Genomic DNA, 15,742 nt, shown 5'->3' on the forward strand with positions numbered 1-15,742 from the left:
TGTAAGTATCCCGCATAATCGTGCCATTCACATTTAGAGCTCATCCGGCATAATCAATCTGCCAACGAAGGAGAGCGCTATGCGTAAAGCCCGTTTTACTGAGCATCAGATCATCGCTGTGATTAAGTCGGTTGAAGCCGGACGAACCGTTAAAGATGTCTGCCGGGAGGCCGGTATCTCTGAAGCCACCTACTACAACTGGAAATCCAGATACGGCGGCATGGAGGCTTCTGATATTAAAAAGATCAAGGATCTTGAGGACGAGAATCGGCGTCTCAAACAGATGTTTGCCGACCTGAGCCTTGAGAACCGGGCGCTGAAAGACGTTATCGAAAAAAAGCTTTAAAACCAGCCTTTAAGCGTGAGCTGGTCACTCATCTGATAACGACATTTGGACTCAGTATCCGTCAGGCCTGCCGGAGTCTGAACCTGAGCAGAACGGTTTACCATTACCGTCCGGATACCACGCGTGACGAACCTGTTATTGTCGCGTTGCAGGCAGTGGCAGAGCGATACCCACGATACGGTTTTCCAAAACTTTTCCAGGTTCTGCGGCGGCAGGGATACCCGTGGAATCACAAAAGGATCCATCGTATTTATTGTCTGCTGAAGCTGAATTTTCGCCGTAAAGGCAAACAACGGTTGCCGGTGCGTAATCCCTCGCCACTGGCCACACCGGAAGCGCTGAACCAGAGCTGGTCTGTCGATTTTATGCATGATGCTCTGGTCTGTGGCCGTCGTTTTCGCACGTTCAATGTCGTTGATGACTTTAACCGTGAGGCATTGTCGATTGAAATCGATCTGAATCTGCCAGCTTTGCGCGTGGTCCGTGTACTCGACAGGATTGCGGCAAATCGCGGCTATCCGGTCATGCTACGCATGGATAATGGTCCGGAATTTATCTCTCTGGCACTGGCTGAATGGGCAGAGCAACATGCAGTAAAACTGGAATTTATTCAGCCGGGTAAGCCGACGCAGAACGCTTTTATTGAGCGCTTTAACCGGACATACCGTACAGAAATACTCGATTTTTATCTGTTCAGAACGCTGAGTGAAGTGCGGGAAATTACGGAGAAATGGTTGTCAGAATATAACTGTGAACGCCCGCATGAATCACTGAACAATATGACACCGGAGGAATACCGACAGCACCATTATTTGGCCGGGATCTCAAAAAATGCATGGAACTAAAACGGGTCTATTTACAATTACTGCACATGCAAAGGTGTATCAAGAGACTCGGCTATTGAGCATGCAATTAAAACGGCACTCAGTAAATTTAAATAGACAACAGGTTTATTCTAACAGATTTCAGACAGATATTATCTCCGTGAATCCCCCGCCTCCTTTACCGGAGCTCGGGGATTTTTTGTTTTTCACGCTGAGAACCCTGTATGACTAAACCTCATGGCCTTCAGGCCCTTGAACAACCGCTGACGTCGCTTCCCGATACGCTTCGCCAGCTCATTCTTGAACGTATTAAGAACCTCACCCACTACGAGCCGGTGATTGGCATCATGGGCAAAAGTGGTGCCGGTAAATCCTCGCTCTGTAATGAACTCTTCCGGGGCGAGGTCTCCCCCGTTAGCGATGTGAACGCCTGCACCCGTGATGTACTGCGCTTCCGGCTGCGCAGTGGTCGTCACAGTCTGGTGATTGTTGATTTACCGGGTGTGGGAGAAAACGGGCAACGAGACCATGAATACCGCGCCCTGTACCGGCGTATGCTGCCGGAGTTAGACCTGGTGCTGTGGGTCATCAAGGCCGACGACCGGGCGCTGTCGGTGGACGAGCAGTTCTGGCACGGTGTGATGCAACCTTACCGGCAGCAGGTGCTGTTCGTGCTGAATCAGGCCGACAAAATCGAACCCTGCCACGAATGGGATACTCGTACCAGCACACCTTCATCACAGCAAAAGGCAAACCTGAAGGAGAAAAAGGATGCCATTACTGCGATGTTTCGCCCCAGTCATCCGGTCTGTGTGGTGTCCGCCAGCACTGGATGGGGCGTTGAGGAGATGGTGGCAACCATGATGCGTTGTCTGCCTGACCGCGCCACCAGCCCGGTGGTGACACAACTGCGCGGGAGACTCTGCACAGAGCCGGTAAAGTCGCAGGCCCGTGACAGTTTCGGTGAAGCTGTGAGCCGGGTTTTCGATACCGCAGAATCATCTTCGTTCCTGTCTGTACCACTGAAAACGGTGATTCGTAGCGTGCGTGATGCGGTGGTGTCGGTCGCACGGGCCGTCTGGGACTGGATATTCTTCTGATATCGCAATTTTCTCTGCGAATGATGAACTTGTTGTTAATGATGTGTTGATTGTGGACACGTCCTTTCCATTGCGTTTTGTCATCAACTAAATCAGGAGAAGCATCATTATCTGTCAGACGAGCGCTCACAAGGCCGGGCTGCTCATAAAAAATAGTTCCGATGTTGTCCATACCCTGTCCACCCCTTCCTTTAAAGTAATCATTATTAATTCAGAGAGTTAACTTCTCAGGAGAAATCTTTCATGACGCTTCAGGAGCGGCGACATGACCGGCTTGCCGTCAGGTTGTCGTTGATTATCAGCCGCCTGGTGTCCGGTGAAACTCTGTTTATTCGCAAACTGGCAACTGAATTCGGGGTGTCAGAGCGCACGTTACGTCGTGACTTTCGGGAACGTCTGATGTATCTCGACCTGGATTATTACCAGGGGCAGTGCAGTCTGCGCTCGGATATTCACAGTACGCGGCAGGAAATAGATATTCTGACCTTTGCTCACCGCACGGGGCTGGCCGGGGTTTTCCCGGGCTTTGACCGGCGACTGGTCAGCAGCCTGCTGGATTGTGATGATCGACCCTGTCTGGTATGGCATCAGGACAGACCTCATCCCCCGGCAGGAAAGCTCTCCTTCTACAGGCTGGTCAGAGCTATTTCGGGATGTCAGCGCATCACCATTCTGACTGAAGGGGAGCGTCATGAGGCCGTTGCACCTTACCGGCTAATCGCTCTGGACGGTTACTGGTATCTGGTCGCTGAACATAACAGGCAATTACGTGTCTTCCGGCTGGATGAGATTCATCTGGTAAGGCCATCCCGGGAAACATTTATTCGCAGTGAGCTTCTCCATCAGTTGTCGGAGGATAAGCATTTTATCTCTGCCTTACCTCATTTCCGTTTTATTCAGCAGTCGCTGAATTCATTTTCTCCCTCAGAAAGTCGGGGGCAATCCGGACAAACTGATTAGAGATGGTCTCCATAATTAAATGTAAGGTTAATCTAATGAAAAAATTGAAATTATTGTCTTTACTGCCAGTCATATTGTTTCCCTTACTTATCGCAGGTAATGCTTACGCAGCACGTCCTTATAGCGAGTTCCTGCCTGCAGCAGTGAATAACAAGAGTGGGAATATATTCTGGTGTGATGCGCACCGCCAGGTCAGAAAACTGTGTACGGCGACGGAAGTGGATTCAATGGGATGGTTTATTGTTGTTCGCTCGAAACCTTCCAGAGATTGTCCGGGCGGCCTTTGGGGGTGGATCACTCCCAGTAAAGACGATGTGGCAACAGGGTATACCATTACGCCAGGTAAAGAATTCAATCTCACCATGAAGGATATGTGCAGTCCCGATATGAAAGTAACGTTCCGCCCGAATAAAAAGGACCCTCGTTATGACGATCTCGTCGGGATTTATGCCGGGAAAGAAGCGTTTCGCTACAAACAAATAAAATAATCCAACTGTTTTTTTCGTTACTTTATTGTTTTAAACAACAAAAGCTTTATTACATGATTTGAGGACAACATTATGCGACTGCCTTACGTAATATTTACATTAGCTATGCTGGCTTCTGTATCAACAGCACAGGCTATTCCCAATATGTGGACGAGTGGTTTTGGGATGGGCGTGACCGAATATATCATTACCAGCCCGGAGAAGGTGGTGTTTAATCTGAATTGTACTGGCAATCCGGATGCGCAGAATATTCTGCAACACGGCGTTAATCTCAACCTGCCTGATGGGACATCAGTAAGTTCTCATGACGACGGGACGGAAATAACGGTCGTCATGGATAGCAGCCAGTATCCGTTACCTTCATCCCTCGGCTGGAGGAATGGCGATAACGCCTGGGTATCATTTATTGACGCCCTGAGCCAGGCTGCGAATTTTGATGTTTACGTCAACGATAAAAAAGTCGGCACCTTCAGTCCGGGGCTGAAGAATACGCAAAAAGAGCTGTCTGACCTCAGTGAATGCCGGACCACACACTACAGCGATTAATTACTTACATTTCAGACCTCTCCACCCCACAACATACCAACACCAGATAGCAACAGGCCATGCTCCTTCGGGAACATGGCCTTTTTGTTTTTAATTCATTATCAGATAAGGAGTTAGCTATGCGATTAGCCAGCCGCTTTGGTCGTATAAACCAGATACGACGTGACCGGCCTCTGACCCATGAAGAGCTGATGAGTCATGTACCCAGCGTGTTCGGGAGTGACAAGCATGAATCTCGTTCAGACCGTTATACCTACATCCCGACCATCACCATTCTCGAAAGCCTGCAGCGTGAAGGCTTTGAGCCGTTCTTTGCTTGCCAGACAAAGGTCCGTGATCAGAGCAAGCGGGAACACACCAAACACATGCTTCGCCTGCGTCGTGCCGGTCAACTTACCGGGCATCAGGTACCGGAAATCATTCTGCTTAACAGCCACGACGGCTCATCAAGCTACCAGATGCTGCCGGGGCTGTTTCGTGGCGTCTGTACCAACGGTCTGGTCTGCGGTCAGTCGTTCGGAGAGGTACGGGTGCCACATAAAGGCAATGTCGTTGAGAAGGTGATTGAAGGGGCTTACGAAGTGCTCGGGGTGTTTGACCGGGTGTAGGAGAAGCGCGATGCAATGCAGTCACTGGCGCTGCCAGCCCCGGCTCGTCACGCGCTGGCAAATGCCGCGCTGAAGTATCGCTTTGGTGAAGACCACCAGCCGGTCACGGTATCGCAGTTGCTGACTCCGCGTCGCCGGGAGGACTACAGCGATGACCTGTGGACTGTCTACCAGCGCGTGCAGGAGAACCTGATGAAAGGTGGTCTGTCAGGGCGAACCGCACAGGGAAAAAGTAATCGCACCCGTGCTGTTACCGGTATTGACGGCGATGTGAAGCTCAACCGCGCCCTGTGGGTTATGGCAGAAAACATGCTCGAGTTTTTCGGGCGTTAAACAACAGTTCCTGCATAAGGAGATAATTTAATGGATACACAAAATCATCAGTTCGCTGAGCTGACAGCAATTACCGCCTCAGTGGTCCCTGACGAGTTACGCATAGGCTTCTGGCCACAGCACTTTGGTACCATCCCACAATGGATAATCCTTGAGCCCCAAATCTTTGCCTGGATGGACCGGCTGTGTACCGATTATCACGGAGGTATCTGGAATTTTTCGACGCTCAGTAACGGTGGCGCTTTTATGGCTCCCGAGTCAGAGCAAGATGAAAAGTGGACAATGTTCAACAGCATGAACGGCAACGGCGCGGAACTTACTGGCGAAGCGGCTGGGATAGTCTCCTGCCTGATGGCATACAGCCACCATGCCTGTCGTACCGAGTGTGACGCGATGACTGAGCAATATTATCGCTTACGAGACTTCGCGTTGAACCATCCAGAGTGCAGCGCCATTATGCATCTAATCGACTGAGGAATACCTGACATGAATACCGCATTATCCCCGGTGTCAATACAATCTGAACTTTTCCAACTGACGGTTATGGCCCGGCATGGTTGCCTGCTCCCCACGACCTCCGGATTGACACCTTATGCCCAACGGACCATCCGCCGCGCTATCAACCTGCTGGATAAATATCTTCGTCAGCCTGGCATATCCTTTACTTCAAGTACGGCAGCCCGTGACTGGCTTCGGTTAAAGCTGGCAGGACAAGAACGGGAAGTGTTTATGGTGCTCTATCTCGATAACCAGCACCGTTTACTGGAGAGTGAAACGCTATTTGCCGGTTCGATTAACCATGTCCAGGTCCATCCTCGAGAGGTTGTGAAGTCAGCGCTTCGCTTCAATGCTGCGGCCGTTGTGTTGGCGCATAACCATCCATCAGGTGACCCGGAGCCCAGCCAATGTGACCGCAACATTACGGGCAGGCTTAAAGAAGCGCTGGCACTGGTTGATGTGAAAACTCTCGATCATCTGGTTATCGGATCAGATGGAATTGTGTCGTTTGCAGAGCGAGGCTGGATATGAGGGTACTTCAATGAAATCTACTGACTCAGAGAACGATTCATTTCTCCAGTGGGGGCTGAATCGTAATGTGACGCCTTGCTTTGGCGCTCGTCTGGTACAGGAGGGAAACCGGCTGCACTATCTGGTTGACCGGGCCAGCATTACCGGTGAATTCAGTAACGCAGAATCTTTGAAGTTGGATGAAGTATTCCCACATTTTATCAGCCAGATGGAGTCGATGTTGACTACTGGTGAAATGAATCCTCGCCATGCCCACTGTGTCACCCTGTACCACAATGGTTTCACCTGCGAAGCCGATACCCTTGGCAGTTACGGCTACGTATACATCGCCGTTTACCCCACTCAACGTTAACTAACCCCTCAAGAGCAAATATGAAAACTCTACCTGCAACAAATCCGCAGGCGGCGACGCTATGTCTGTCCCAGATAATCGCCTTCTGCTCTGGCGTGTAGTTAATCCGAGTTCTTCGTTTCATGGCAACGTCCCCCTTGATTAAGGATAGCGTTGCATTGACCCGTTGAACTCACAGCTCATAGCAGACTACAGGCGCTTAGGTTCTGCCCACCTTGTACCAGAGGCTGTCAATGCTAGTATTGGGATGTATCGAACAACGAGCGAAGGTTAGGATAAATGGTTGTAACTAGGGAAAGCATGAAAAAATGGATCATCGAGTGTCTTCAGGAACGGGGTGGTAGTGCTTGGCCACGTGAAGTCTCAAAGTATGTATGGGACAGCTACGAGGCTGAGCTTAGGGATTCCGGCGATATGTTGTATACGTGGCAATATGACATTCGTTGGGCCGCTCAACAATTGAGAAACGAGGGTACTCTAAAACCAGTAAATAGACGCAGAGATTTGCCATGGGAACTAGCATAGTAACAGTGAGTGTTTGTTGTGCACCGATAGCTGACTTTGCCCTGAGGGAGTTGGTGCCTCTGAAGAAAACTTTCCTACTTGTCTGAATCTTGCTTTGACTGCCATATCGGTGTTTTACTGGTATGGCTTTATACCCACTTGCGATGTCTGTTTTTTGTACGGATTTTAACTTGTGGGTACAAGTGCGGGTATAACCATTTATGCCTGTTTATAAATTACATTTGTATCAGTCTATTAGGTGTGAAATTCGAGTCCGGCCTTCGCACTCACCCTCTAAACACCTCCTTTCTGTGCCACTCCACAAACCCTTCTTTTGGATAATTCTCGCGTATCATCGGTAGAGCAATCTCCTTCCCGTCGAAATCCCAGAACAGTCTGCCCACCATGCCGCTGCCATTTACTGCGGGCGACACTTGAACTCGCATACTCTCATCCAGCCCAATCGAACCTTTATCAAAGGTTTTATGGTGGATTGCGCACAGCGCAAGGCCGTTTGAAATCTCTCATGGGCCGCCGTGCTGTTTCCATTTGATATGGGCGGCTTCCAGGGCGACAGAGGTGCTGTCGTGGCGCATATTGAAGCCACAAATGGCGCATTCATAGTTATAGGCACGTAGAACCTGCTGGCGGAACAACGGGTCCCGCTGTTTGCGGATTTGCAGGATATCAAATCCCAGCTCATCCGCGATCTCTTCCTGAATGCTTTCGGTGAAGTGCGCCTCGAGGATCTGCTGGGCCAGGGCGTTAATGAGATTCTTGCTTCTTTTCAGCAGGGCAAAATGTTGTTCATCAAATCCTCCGGCAACGTTATATGTCACCAGTTCTCCGGCTGGGGGCTGTTTGCTGCTGCCGGATGTTGAACAATGCTCGGCGTTTTGTAGCTCCCAGAACCCATCTCCCTGTAAGCGCCAGAAGGGCATATCGGGGCGGTACTGCGCGCGCTGTGGCCCAAATCGCTCCAGCAGGCTATGCAACGGGTCGCGAACTTCCGTACCGTAGTTAAACAGGCGACCGTGACCCTGCTGATAACCCGCCAGCACATGAAGCAGCAGCAGGGGCTTGTGCGGCGCGCGCTGCTCGCCTTTACGCCAGATGGTGATGTCGGCAATTGCCTGTTGCAGGGGGTTACTGGAAGTCATTGATTTCATTATCAGGTAAATAATTGCGATGATGCTCGCAAAATATCACCTGATCAAGAGGAGTGAGGCCGATACACTATCGATGTCACTTTATCGCTTGCCGTTATTTCAGAAAGCCTTTAGTTAAAGGAACCTGCCCCATGAATGAATTACCTGACACGCTGCCGCGCGAGTACATCATCAAGGCCATTCACGCCTATGACTCGGGCTTCTCGCATCGTTTCAAAGAGGCACGACTTTATGAGCTGGAATTTCAGGGGCGACGCTATCCATCAAAAGCTATTGCCGGAATTGCGGCGACGCTTTTGACGGGCAAAGCGTTTACCCCTCAGGATTTCTCCGGCGGTATCAGTTCGAAATGCGTTAGATTATTGACTGAGCAAGGTTTTCATATTGTTCAGGATAAAAATCGTGCTGCGGTGGTGAGCGACACGATCTTCCCTGAAGAACTCGAGGCGCAAACTGAATATATCGAGGGGGCAGCGACTCAGGTGACCGTGAATCGCTATGAGCGCGACCGCAACGCCCGACAGGCAGCGCTTCACCACCACGGCTATCAGTGCAAAGTGTGTGGCATGGATATGTCAAAGGTCTACGGTAAGATTGCTGAAGGGTTTATCCATGTACATCACCTGGTACCCTTATCGGTAATAAAAGAAGACTACCGCCTTGATCCCATCAATGACCTGATCCCTGTGTGTCCAAATTGTCATGCTATGCTGCACCGGCGCATGCCGCCGTATACCCCAGAAGAACTGAAAAATATGCTGTGCTAAACGCTCAAAAAGGCGCCCACAGGCGCCTCAATGACAATCACACTCTCACCCCTTCAACCCTTTCCCCGCAATCACCCCGATAAACTCCAGCACCTGCTTTTGCTTGCGCGCGGAGAGCTTTTCCACGGCGCGCAGGGATTGCATCAGTTCTGACTCTTCGGGTTCAGCGGCGCGGGCGGTGAGTACGATGCAGCCATGCATTACGCGTACATCAACGCGGGTGCCGGTGTCGAATCCGGCGGCTTTCAGCCACTGGCCCTTCATCACGATGGATGGAAACTGGACGTACTTCACCGGCAGACGGCTGTAATCAGGATAGCGGCTCGCATAACCCACCTTCAGGCGACGGTTATCTACGGTGTGCACTTCTGGATCAAATGAAACTGCAATACAATGCGTATCAGTCATGGTGACTATTCTCCGATAATAGTTACTGTGATTAGCGATGCGCAGGTGTTGGCGCACCTTCGCATCGCGCTAATAAAACCCCTGTAAATTACCCCAGTATCTTGGGCTAAGTCCAGATGTAAATAAGATGAAATAAGCGCGAATAGCACGCTTTCGGAATAAATAGAAAACTCCCTCATCCCAATAAATCCGGTATTATTCACTGTATAAATTCATTGCCTTTTGCACGCCTGAATATCCCCTCGTTCCAGAAAACAGTGCCTGTCAGCATCTGGACAAAAATGTGATTTAACTCACTGAAGCAAATAGCAAACTCTGAAACAACGTTGATTTGTACACTTTGCTTTACACTTTTAGTGATGTGAATCACAAATATAAACCCGCGAAGTGATCTGACTCTCACAAAATGGGGTGTACTCATTGAGCAATACATTATGAGCACAGCCTGGAAAGTTAAGTTTTCAGTATTTCCCCCCTCTGTGGGCGCACTACCGCAAACGGCAAATCAACCCGCAAAAAAAAACTCGTTGAATATGAACGGGTAAAAAAAAGACGTGTGATTTGCATCACTCACATTTACAGCTTTTTAAATTATTGCCAGTGATTAATGTTGACCGGGCTATTTCCATAATCAATTAAATCTTGCATAGTGCCTCCACATTATTTCTCCCCCTGGATCAGGAGGCGAATAGTTATATTTCATCAGACTTTATTGATGAACTCGATATGCTTTACTTCACATTAATACGTACATGACCACTGTTACTGGAGAAACAAAATGAATTATCCGGCAGAACCCTTCCGTATTAAAAGCGTTGAAACTGTATCTATGATCCCGCGTGACGAACGCCTTAAGAAAATGCAGGAAGCGGGTTACAATACTTTCCTGTTAAATTCGAAAGATATTTATATTGACCTGCTGACCGACAGTGGCACTAACGCAATGAGCGATAAGCAGTGGGCCGGAATGATGATGGGTGATGAAGCGTACGCGGGCAGCGAAAACTTCTATCATCTGGAAAGAACCGTGCAGGAACTGTTCGGTTTTAAACATATTGTTCCGACTCACCAGGGACGCGGCGCAGAAAACCTGTTATCGCAGCTGGCAATTAAACCGGGGCAATATGTTGCCGGGAATATGTATTTCACCACTACCCGTTATCACCAGGAAAAAAATGGTGCGGTATTTGTCGATATCGTTCGTGACGAAGCGCACGATGCCGGTCTGAATATTGCGTTTAAAGGTGATATTGATCTTAAAAAATTACAAAAGCTGATTGACGAAAAAGGTGCCGAGAATATTGCCTATATCTGCCTGGCGGTGACGGTTAACCTCGCGGGCGGACAGCCGGTCTCGATGGCAAACATGCGTGCGGTACGTGAACTGACAGAAGCACACGGCATTAAAGTGTTCTACGACGCCACCCGCTGCGTAGAAAACGCCTACTTTATCAAAGAGCAAGAGCAGGGCTTTGAGAACAAGAGCATCGCCGAGATCGTGCATGAGATGTTCAGCTACGCCGACGGTTGTACCATGAGTGGTAAAAAAGACTGTCTGGTGAACATCGGCGGCTTCCTGTGCATGAATGATGACGAAATGTTCTCTTCTGCCAAAGAGTTAGTCGTGGTCTACGAAGGGATGCCATCCTACGGCGGCCTGGCCGGACGCGACATGGAAGCTATGGCGATTGGCCTGCGCGAAGCCATGCAGTATGAGTACATTGAGCACCGCGTAAAGCAGGTTCGCTACCTGGGTGACAAGCTGAAAGCCGCTGGCGTACCGATTGTTGAACCGGTGGGTGGTCACGCGGTATTCCTCGATGCGCGTCGCTTCTGCGAGCATCTGACGCAGGACGAGTTCCCGGCGCAAAGCCTGGCTGCCAGCATCTATGTGGAAACGGGCGTACGTAGTATGGAACGCGGAATTATCTCTGCGGGCCGTAATAACGTGACCGGTGAACACCACAGACCGAAACTGGAAACCGTGCGTCTGACTATTCCGCGCCGCGTTTATACCTACGCGCATATGGATGTCGTGGCTGACGGTATTATTAAACTTTACCAGCACAAAGAAGATATTCGCGGGCTGAAGTTTATTTATGAGCCGAAGCAGTTGCGTTTCTTTACTGCACGCTTTGACTATATCTAAATAATAATTATGGCCCCATCTCAGGATGGGGCTTTTTTGTCTTTCTTTTCCATGAACAGGAAGCCTTTGCGGTGCCCGTTACCGTGACATAACTAAAAAAAGTAAACCCTGACTCCGACATTTTTATTATCCGCATGATGTACAAATGACAGCTGTAATTATAACGAATAGTCTACAGGAACATTTATCATGGATATTAATGCCATTGAGCGACAGAGTAGTACCCCCGGACTGATTAGCGGAACCATGTTGGTTATCGCGACCGTAGTGGGTGGCGGGATGTTTTCCCTGCCGATAGCGATGGCCGGCGTATGGTTTCCCGGTGCGTCAGTTATTCTTCTCTTTATCGCCATCATGATGTTATTAACCGGTCTGATGCTGGTCGAAGTAAACCTGCATTATGGCGCTGGTGCCAGTTTTAATACCTTTACTCAGGATTTATTAGGCCGTAAGTGGAATATCGTTGTCGGTATCGCTTTCGGCTTTGTGCTGTATATTCTGACCTATGCCTATATCTCCGGTTCGTCGGCGGTGATGGCGCAAACCGTGTTCAAATACAGCGGCGTGCGCTTTCCGGCGAATATCTCGGTGGTGATTGTCAGTATGCTGGTCGGGGCGATTGCCTGGTACAGCTCCCTGCTGGTTGGACGTATTACTACCGTGTTGATTATCGGTAAGTTTATCGCGTTCTTTGCCACCTTCTCCGGGCTGGTTGGCCATATTGAAGTGGCAAAGTTGGTCGATAGCGTGGCGGTGGCGCTGCCCGATTCGCAGTACCTGCCGTATATCCTGATGACGTTGCCGTTCTGCATTATTTCGTTTGGTTTTCACGGTAACGTGCCGAGCCTGGTTAAGCTGTATGGCACGAGCGGGGTCCCGAATATTACGCGTTCGATTATCATCGGCACACTGTTTGCCCTGCTGCTGTATATCTTCTGGCTGGGCGTGACGATGGGCAACATTAGTCGTTCCTCGTTCCCGCCAATTATTGCCAAAGGCGGCAATATCGACGTGTTTGTCGAGGCTATTAGCGGGCTGTTCACCAGCCGTTATATGGATCTGATCCTCACCTTCTTCGGCAACTTCGCGGTAGCCAGTTCACTGCTGGCGGCGACGCTTGGCCTGTTCGATTATATCGCCGATCTGTTTCACTTCCCGGATGACGGCATGGGCCGCCTGAAAACCGCGCTGGTGACCTACTTCCCGCCAGCCGCCGTGTGCTTCTTCTTCCCGAACGGTTTTGTGCACGCGATTGGTTACGCTGGTCTGGCCTTTACCATCTGGAGCGTGATCCTGCCGCCGTTCCTGGTGAAAGCGGCACGGAAACGTTTTCCGACCGCCAGCTATACCGCGCCGTGTAATAACACCGTGCTCAACCTGGTGATTGTCTGTGGGGCGGTTGTTTATCTGACGGTTGTTCTGGACGTATTTGGTCTGCTGCCAACGTTTCGTTAGACGGAGTTAAAATGAAAAACGTGTTGTCTGTTCAGTCGTCAGTCGTTTATGGCTATGCCGGAAATAAAGCCGCCGTGTTGCCGATGCAGCTTTCGGGGATCGATGTCTGGCCGTTTTACACCGTACAGTTTTCTAACCACACCCAGTACGGGATGTGGCAGGGCATGGCGATGCCGCACGGTGAGTTGAGCGCCATCATCAGCGGGCTGGATGACCTGCAAAAGCTGACGCAATGCGATGCCGTATTGTCCGGGTATCTTGGAGATAAACGCCATTGTGAAGAGGTGAAACACGCGGTCACCACCATTCGTCAGCGTAATCCGCAGGCGCTCTATTTTTGCGATCCGGTAATGGGCGACCCGCAAAAAGGCTGTATTGTCGCGCAGGGCGTGGAGTCCTTTTTTGTCGATGACGCCATTCAACTGGCCGACATAATGGGACCGAATCTCTATGAGCTGGGCGTGCTGACGGGCAGACAACTGCGTAGTTTTGACGAGGTAGTGGAAGCGGCGCGGCAACTGGTGTCGTGGGGCGTAAAGAAGGTGCTGGTGAAGCATCTCGGCGACTGCTCGCGTGACAAACAGGCGTTTGAAATGCTGCTGGTGACGGCGGAACAGACGTTACACATCGCCAGGCCGCTGTATAGCTTTGCCAAAATGCCGGTGGGCGTAGGGGATTTGATTTGCAGCGTGATGCTGGCCTCACTGCTCAATGGTTATGAGGACAAGCTGGCGCTGGAGCGGACCACCAGTGTTGTTGACGCGGTGATGCGACTAACGAAAGAGCGCGACTCGTATGAACTGCGGCTGATAGACGCGCGTCACCAGATAATGGAGCCGCAGATTCGCTATCAGGCAACGGTACTGTAGCGCCGCAAGGAGGCTGTATGTTTCTGACATTGCTGCGGCTTCAACATCCGCTGGTCTACCGTTTTGCGTGGCTGCGTATTTGGGTGGTGATGTTAAGAGCGTGCGGACTGCGTAAGAGAAAGGGGTGAGCATTTGCTGCTGTCGCTGCCGGATGCGGCTCGCGCCTTATCCGGCCTACAAATGAGCGTGAAACGCAGGCCTACAAATGAGTGTGAAACGTAGGCCTGATAAGCGAAGCGCCATCAGGCATAAGTGCCTGGTATTACACGCGGAAGTAGCGTGGTGGGATCAACGCGGAAAAGGCGTCGAACTTCTTCACCATCTTTTTCCAGAACAACATAACAACAATCCTCGATTTGAAACATCGGCGCTATTTTAGTCAGCGCCGACAAATCGTAAAGTCTGTTGCCTCGTTCCGTTCCCGGGGCGGTGTAAACCTTTTTGGTCACTATGTCGTCAAATTCGATTGCCGCGAATTTGACGGGGTTGACAATGGTTTACGCCATAAACCAGTAATAAAACAGACCGACTTTCAGGCCGAGGATCACAATGTAGGCGCAGCAGTATTTCATGGTGCCAGACATAATCTGGTTGGCCTGACCGTCCATTTTGGTGGCAGAAACTGCGATGGCGATGCTTTGCGGCGAAATCATTTTCCCCCCCGTAGCGCCAGAGGTATTGGCCGCCGCCAGCCAGTTAGGATCGATATGTAACTTGCTGGCGGCAATGGTTTGCAGCTTGCCGAACAGAATGTTCGAGTTGGTATCGCTGCCGGTCACGAACGTGCCCAGCGCGCCAATCACCGGGGCGAGGAAGACGTACGAGCTGCCGGTCAGATCGACAATCGACTGGGCCAGCGTGGAGATAATCCCGCTGAGATCCATCACCGTGGCCAGCGCGACGATCGCCATAATTGCGACGATAGAGTTTTTAAGCTGGAAAATCGTTTTGATAAATACTTCCAGCATCCCACGTGCGGACGCTCCCTGAATAAAACCGCCGATAATGGTCGCAAAGATGATCAGCATCCCCGGTGTGGTCACCCATTCAACTTTCAGCGCCATCGTTTTGCCGTCAGCCAACGTGAAATGCAGCACCGAAGCCAGTTGGGATGCCGCGCCTTTTATTGTCGGGAACAGCGGCGAACACAGCAGGATAAACACAAAAATAAACAGATAAATAGAGCCAACCCGGAACAACACTTTTGCCGAGCGCGGCGTGGTTTCGCGGGTATGGCTGACCTCAATGCGCCACTCGGGATCGGTTTTCCCTTTGCGCAGGCGGCTGACCATCGCCACGGCAAGCAGGCTGACCAGGCTCCCGGCAAAGGCAGGTAATTCCGCGCCAAGATGGATGGCGACAAAATACTGTGGAACCAGCGTGGTGATACCGCAAATCAGCGTGATCAGAAATACGCCGCGAATGGCTTTCAGGCCGCCGCCAATAATGCAGACAATCACAAACGGCAGCAGAATATTAAACAGCGCGAGCTGCAGAATAATAGTTCCGCCTAAGGTATAAACCGGCAGGTTAACCTGTTCCGCCAGAATAGAAACCGGGATCCCGACCGCGCCGAATGCAGTGGGAACGGTATTTGCCACCAGAGAGGCAATCGCCGCCTTCAGCGGGTTGAATCCCAGCGCAATAAGAATGCCGATCGGAATGGCGACCGCCGTACCATAACCCGCCGCGGCTTCAAGAAATCCACCAAAGCACCATGAAATCAGCAGTACCTGAATACGCTTATCTTCGCTAATGCTGGCGAGAATATCGCGCAGAATATCCAGCGCTTTGGTCGCCTGCATGACGTTATAACTGAAGATAGCGCCGAGGAT

Annotated in this window: 14 protein-coding genes and 2 pseudogenes; 13 read left to right on the forward strand and 3 right to left on the reverse strand. The window is 50.6% G+C overall.

The window, feature by feature from the left end:
* Nucleotides 1-79 precede the first annotated feature (79 nt).
* The 9 genes and pseudogenes from OGW16_RS02550 (at nt 80) to OGW16_RS02590 (ending at nt 6,586) form a co-directional block, all read left to right on the forward strand.
* Nucleotides 80-1,191 (forward strand): IS3 family transposase gene (locus OGW16_RS02550; RefSeq protein WP_218710987.1). Its coding sequence is split into 2 segments (ribosomal slippage): nt 80-341 and nt 341-1,191, totalling 1,113 coding nucleotides; the frame shifts between segments, so codons are not numbered across the junction.
* A gap of 203 nt (nt 1,192-1,394) precedes the next feature.
* Nucleotides 1,395-2,270 carry a GTPase family protein gene (locus OGW16_RS02555; protein ID WP_286517717.1) on the forward strand — a complete coding sequence of 292 codons (876 nt, stop codon included), beginning with the start codon at nt 1,395-1,397 and terminating at the stop codon, nt 2,268-2,270.
* Nucleotides 2,271-2,513: 243 nt separating this feature from the next.
* Entirely contained in the window at nt 2,514-3,230 is a 717-nt protein-coding gene (locus OGW16_RS02560) for a helix-turn-helix transcriptional regulator (protein WP_021571976.1), read from the forward strand.
* Nucleotides 3,231-3,265: 35 nt separating this feature from the next.
* Nucleotides 3,266-3,718, forward strand: a complete 453-nt coding sequence (locus OGW16_RS02565; protein WP_088498142.1) for a hypothetical protein — start codon at nt 3,266-3,268, stop codon at nt 3,716-3,718.
* Between the two features lie 72 nt (nt 3,719-3,790).
* Nucleotides 3,791-4,264, forward strand: a complete 474-nt coding sequence (locus OGW16_RS02570) for a YfjT/YkfB family phage-associated protein (protein ID WP_021554938.1) — start codon at nt 3,791-3,793, stop codon at nt 4,262-4,264.
* Between the two features lie 119 nt (nt 4,265-4,383).
* Nucleotides 4,384-5,205: pseudogene (locus OGW16_RS02575) on the forward strand (DUF932 domain-containing protein).
* 30 nt (nt 5,206-5,235) lie between these two features.
* Complete coding sequence (locus tag OGW16_RS02580; protein WP_265192685.1) at nt 5,236-5,679, forward strand: antirestriction protein; 444 nt, start codon at nt 5,236-5,238, stop codon at nt 5,677-5,679.
* Nucleotides 5,680-5,691: 12 nt separating this feature from the next.
* A complete protein-coding gene (gene radC, locus OGW16_RS02585) occupies nt 5,692-6,234 on the forward strand; it encodes a RadC family protein (RefSeq protein ID WP_126800545.1) in 543 nt (180 codons plus the stop codon).
* A 10-nt stretch (nt 6,235-6,244) separates the two neighbouring features.
* Nucleotides 6,245-6,586, forward strand: a complete 342-nt coding sequence (locus OGW16_RS02590; RefSeq protein ID WP_134915052.1) for a type IV toxin-antitoxin system YeeU family antitoxin — start codon at nt 6,245-6,247, stop codon at nt 6,584-6,586.
* 791 nt (nt 6,587-7,377) lie between these two features.
* Here OGW16_RS02590 and OGW16_RS02595 read toward each other — a convergent pair.
* Nucleotides 7,378-8,250, reverse strand: a pseudogene (locus OGW16_RS02595) (phosphorothioated DNA-binding restriction endonuclease).
* Nucleotides 8,251-8,390: 140 nt separating this feature from the next.
* On the opposite strand from OGW16_RS02595, the gene OGW16_RS02600 reads away from it, so the two are divergent.
* A complete protein-coding gene (locus OGW16_RS02600; protein WP_043018279.1) occupies nt 8,391-9,026 on the forward strand; it encodes an HNH endonuclease in 636 nt (211 codons plus the stop codon).
* 45 nt (nt 9,027-9,071) lie between these two features.
* On the opposite strand, the gene symE is transcribed toward OGW16_RS02600, so the two are convergent.
* Nucleotides 9,072-9,434 carry an endoribonuclease SymE gene (gene symE, locus OGW16_RS02605; RefSeq protein ID WP_172862651.1) on the reverse strand — a complete coding sequence of 121 codons (363 nt, stop codon included), beginning with the start codon at nt 9,432-9,434 and terminating at the stop codon, nt 9,072-9,074.
* A 778-nt stretch (nt 9,435-10,212) separates the two neighbouring features.
* Between symE and OGW16_RS02610 the strand changes: the two genes are divergently transcribed.
* From OGW16_RS02610 to pdxY, 3 genes are all read left to right on the forward strand, one after another.
* Nucleotides 10,213-11,583: a tyrosine phenol-lyase gene (locus OGW16_RS02610; protein ID WP_003837154.1), complete on the forward strand. Its 1,371-nt coding sequence runs from the start codon at nt 10,213-10,215 to the stop codon at nt 11,581-11,583.
* Nucleotides 11,584-11,772: 189 nt separating this feature from the next.
* Nucleotides 11,773-13,038, forward strand: a complete 1,266-nt coding sequence (locus OGW16_RS02615) for an aromatic amino acid transporter (RefSeq protein ID WP_043018282.1) — start codon at nt 11,773-11,775, stop codon at nt 13,036-13,038.
* An 11-nt stretch (nt 13,039-13,049) separates the two neighbouring features.
* A complete protein-coding gene (gene pdxY / locus OGW16_RS02620; RefSeq protein WP_043018283.1) occupies nt 13,050-13,907 on the forward strand; it encodes a pyridoxal kinase PdxY in 858 nt (285 codons plus the stop codon).
* 497 nt (nt 13,908-14,404) lie between these two features.
* Here the strand turns inward: pdxY and OGW16_RS02625 are convergent.
* Nucleotides 14,405-15,742: L-lactate permease (locus OGW16_RS02625; RefSeq protein ID WP_286517731.1), on the reverse strand; the 1,338-nt coding region annotated here is incomplete at its 5' end.

Source organism: Citrobacter sp. Ce104, assembly GCF_030334595.1.
Classification (GTDB): Bacteria; Pseudomonadota; Gammaproteobacteria; order Enterobacterales; family Enterobacteriaceae; genus Citrobacter; species Citrobacter europaeus.

What these genes read in the sequence shown, in the direction of transcription:
- OGW16_RS02555 (WP_286517717.1), top strand. Translation starts at nt 1,395, where the DNA reads ATGACTAAACCTCATGGCCTTCAGGCCCTTGAACAACCGCTGACGTCG.
- OGW16_RS02560 (WP_021571976.1), top strand. Translation starts at nt 2,514, where the DNA reads ATGACGCTTCAGGAGCGGCGACATGACCGGCTTGCCGTCAGGTTGTCG.
- OGW16_RS02565 (WP_088498142.1), top strand. Translation starts at nt 3,266, where the DNA reads ATGAAAAAATTGAAATTATTGTCTTTACTGCCAGTCATATTGTTTCCC.
- OGW16_RS02570 (WP_021554938.1), top strand. Translation starts at nt 3,791, where the DNA reads ATGCGACTGCCTTACGTAATATTTACATTAGCTATGCTGGCTTCTGTA.
- OGW16_RS02580 (WP_265192685.1), top strand. Translation starts at nt 5,236, where the DNA reads ATGGATACACAAAATCATCAGTTCGCTGAGCTGACAGCAATTACCGCC.
- radC (WP_126800545.1), top strand. Translation starts at nt 5,692, where the DNA reads ATGAATACCGCATTATCCCCGGTGTCAATACAATCTGAACTTTTCCAA.
- OGW16_RS02590 (WP_134915052.1), top strand. Translation starts at nt 6,245, where the DNA reads ATGAAATCTACTGACTCAGAGAACGATTCATTTCTCCAGTGGGGGCTG.
- OGW16_RS02600 (WP_043018279.1), top strand. Translation starts at nt 8,391, where the DNA reads ATGAATGAATTACCTGACACGCTGCCGCGCGAGTACATCATCAAGGCC.
- symE (WP_172862651.1), bottom strand. Translation starts at nt 9,434, where the DNA reads ATGACTGATACGCATTGTATTGCAGTTTCATTTGATCCAGAAGTGCAC.
- OGW16_RS02610 (WP_003837154.1), top strand. Translation starts at nt 10,213, where the DNA reads ATGAATTATCCGGCAGAACCCTTCCGTATTAAAAGCGTTGAAACTGTA.
- OGW16_RS02615 (WP_043018282.1), top strand. Translation starts at nt 11,773, where the DNA reads ATGGATATTAATGCCATTGAGCGACAGAGTAGTACCCCCGGACTGATT.
- pdxY (WP_043018283.1), top strand. Translation starts at nt 13,050, where the DNA reads ATGAAAAACGTGTTGTCTGTTCAGTCGTCAGTCGTTTATGGCTATGCC.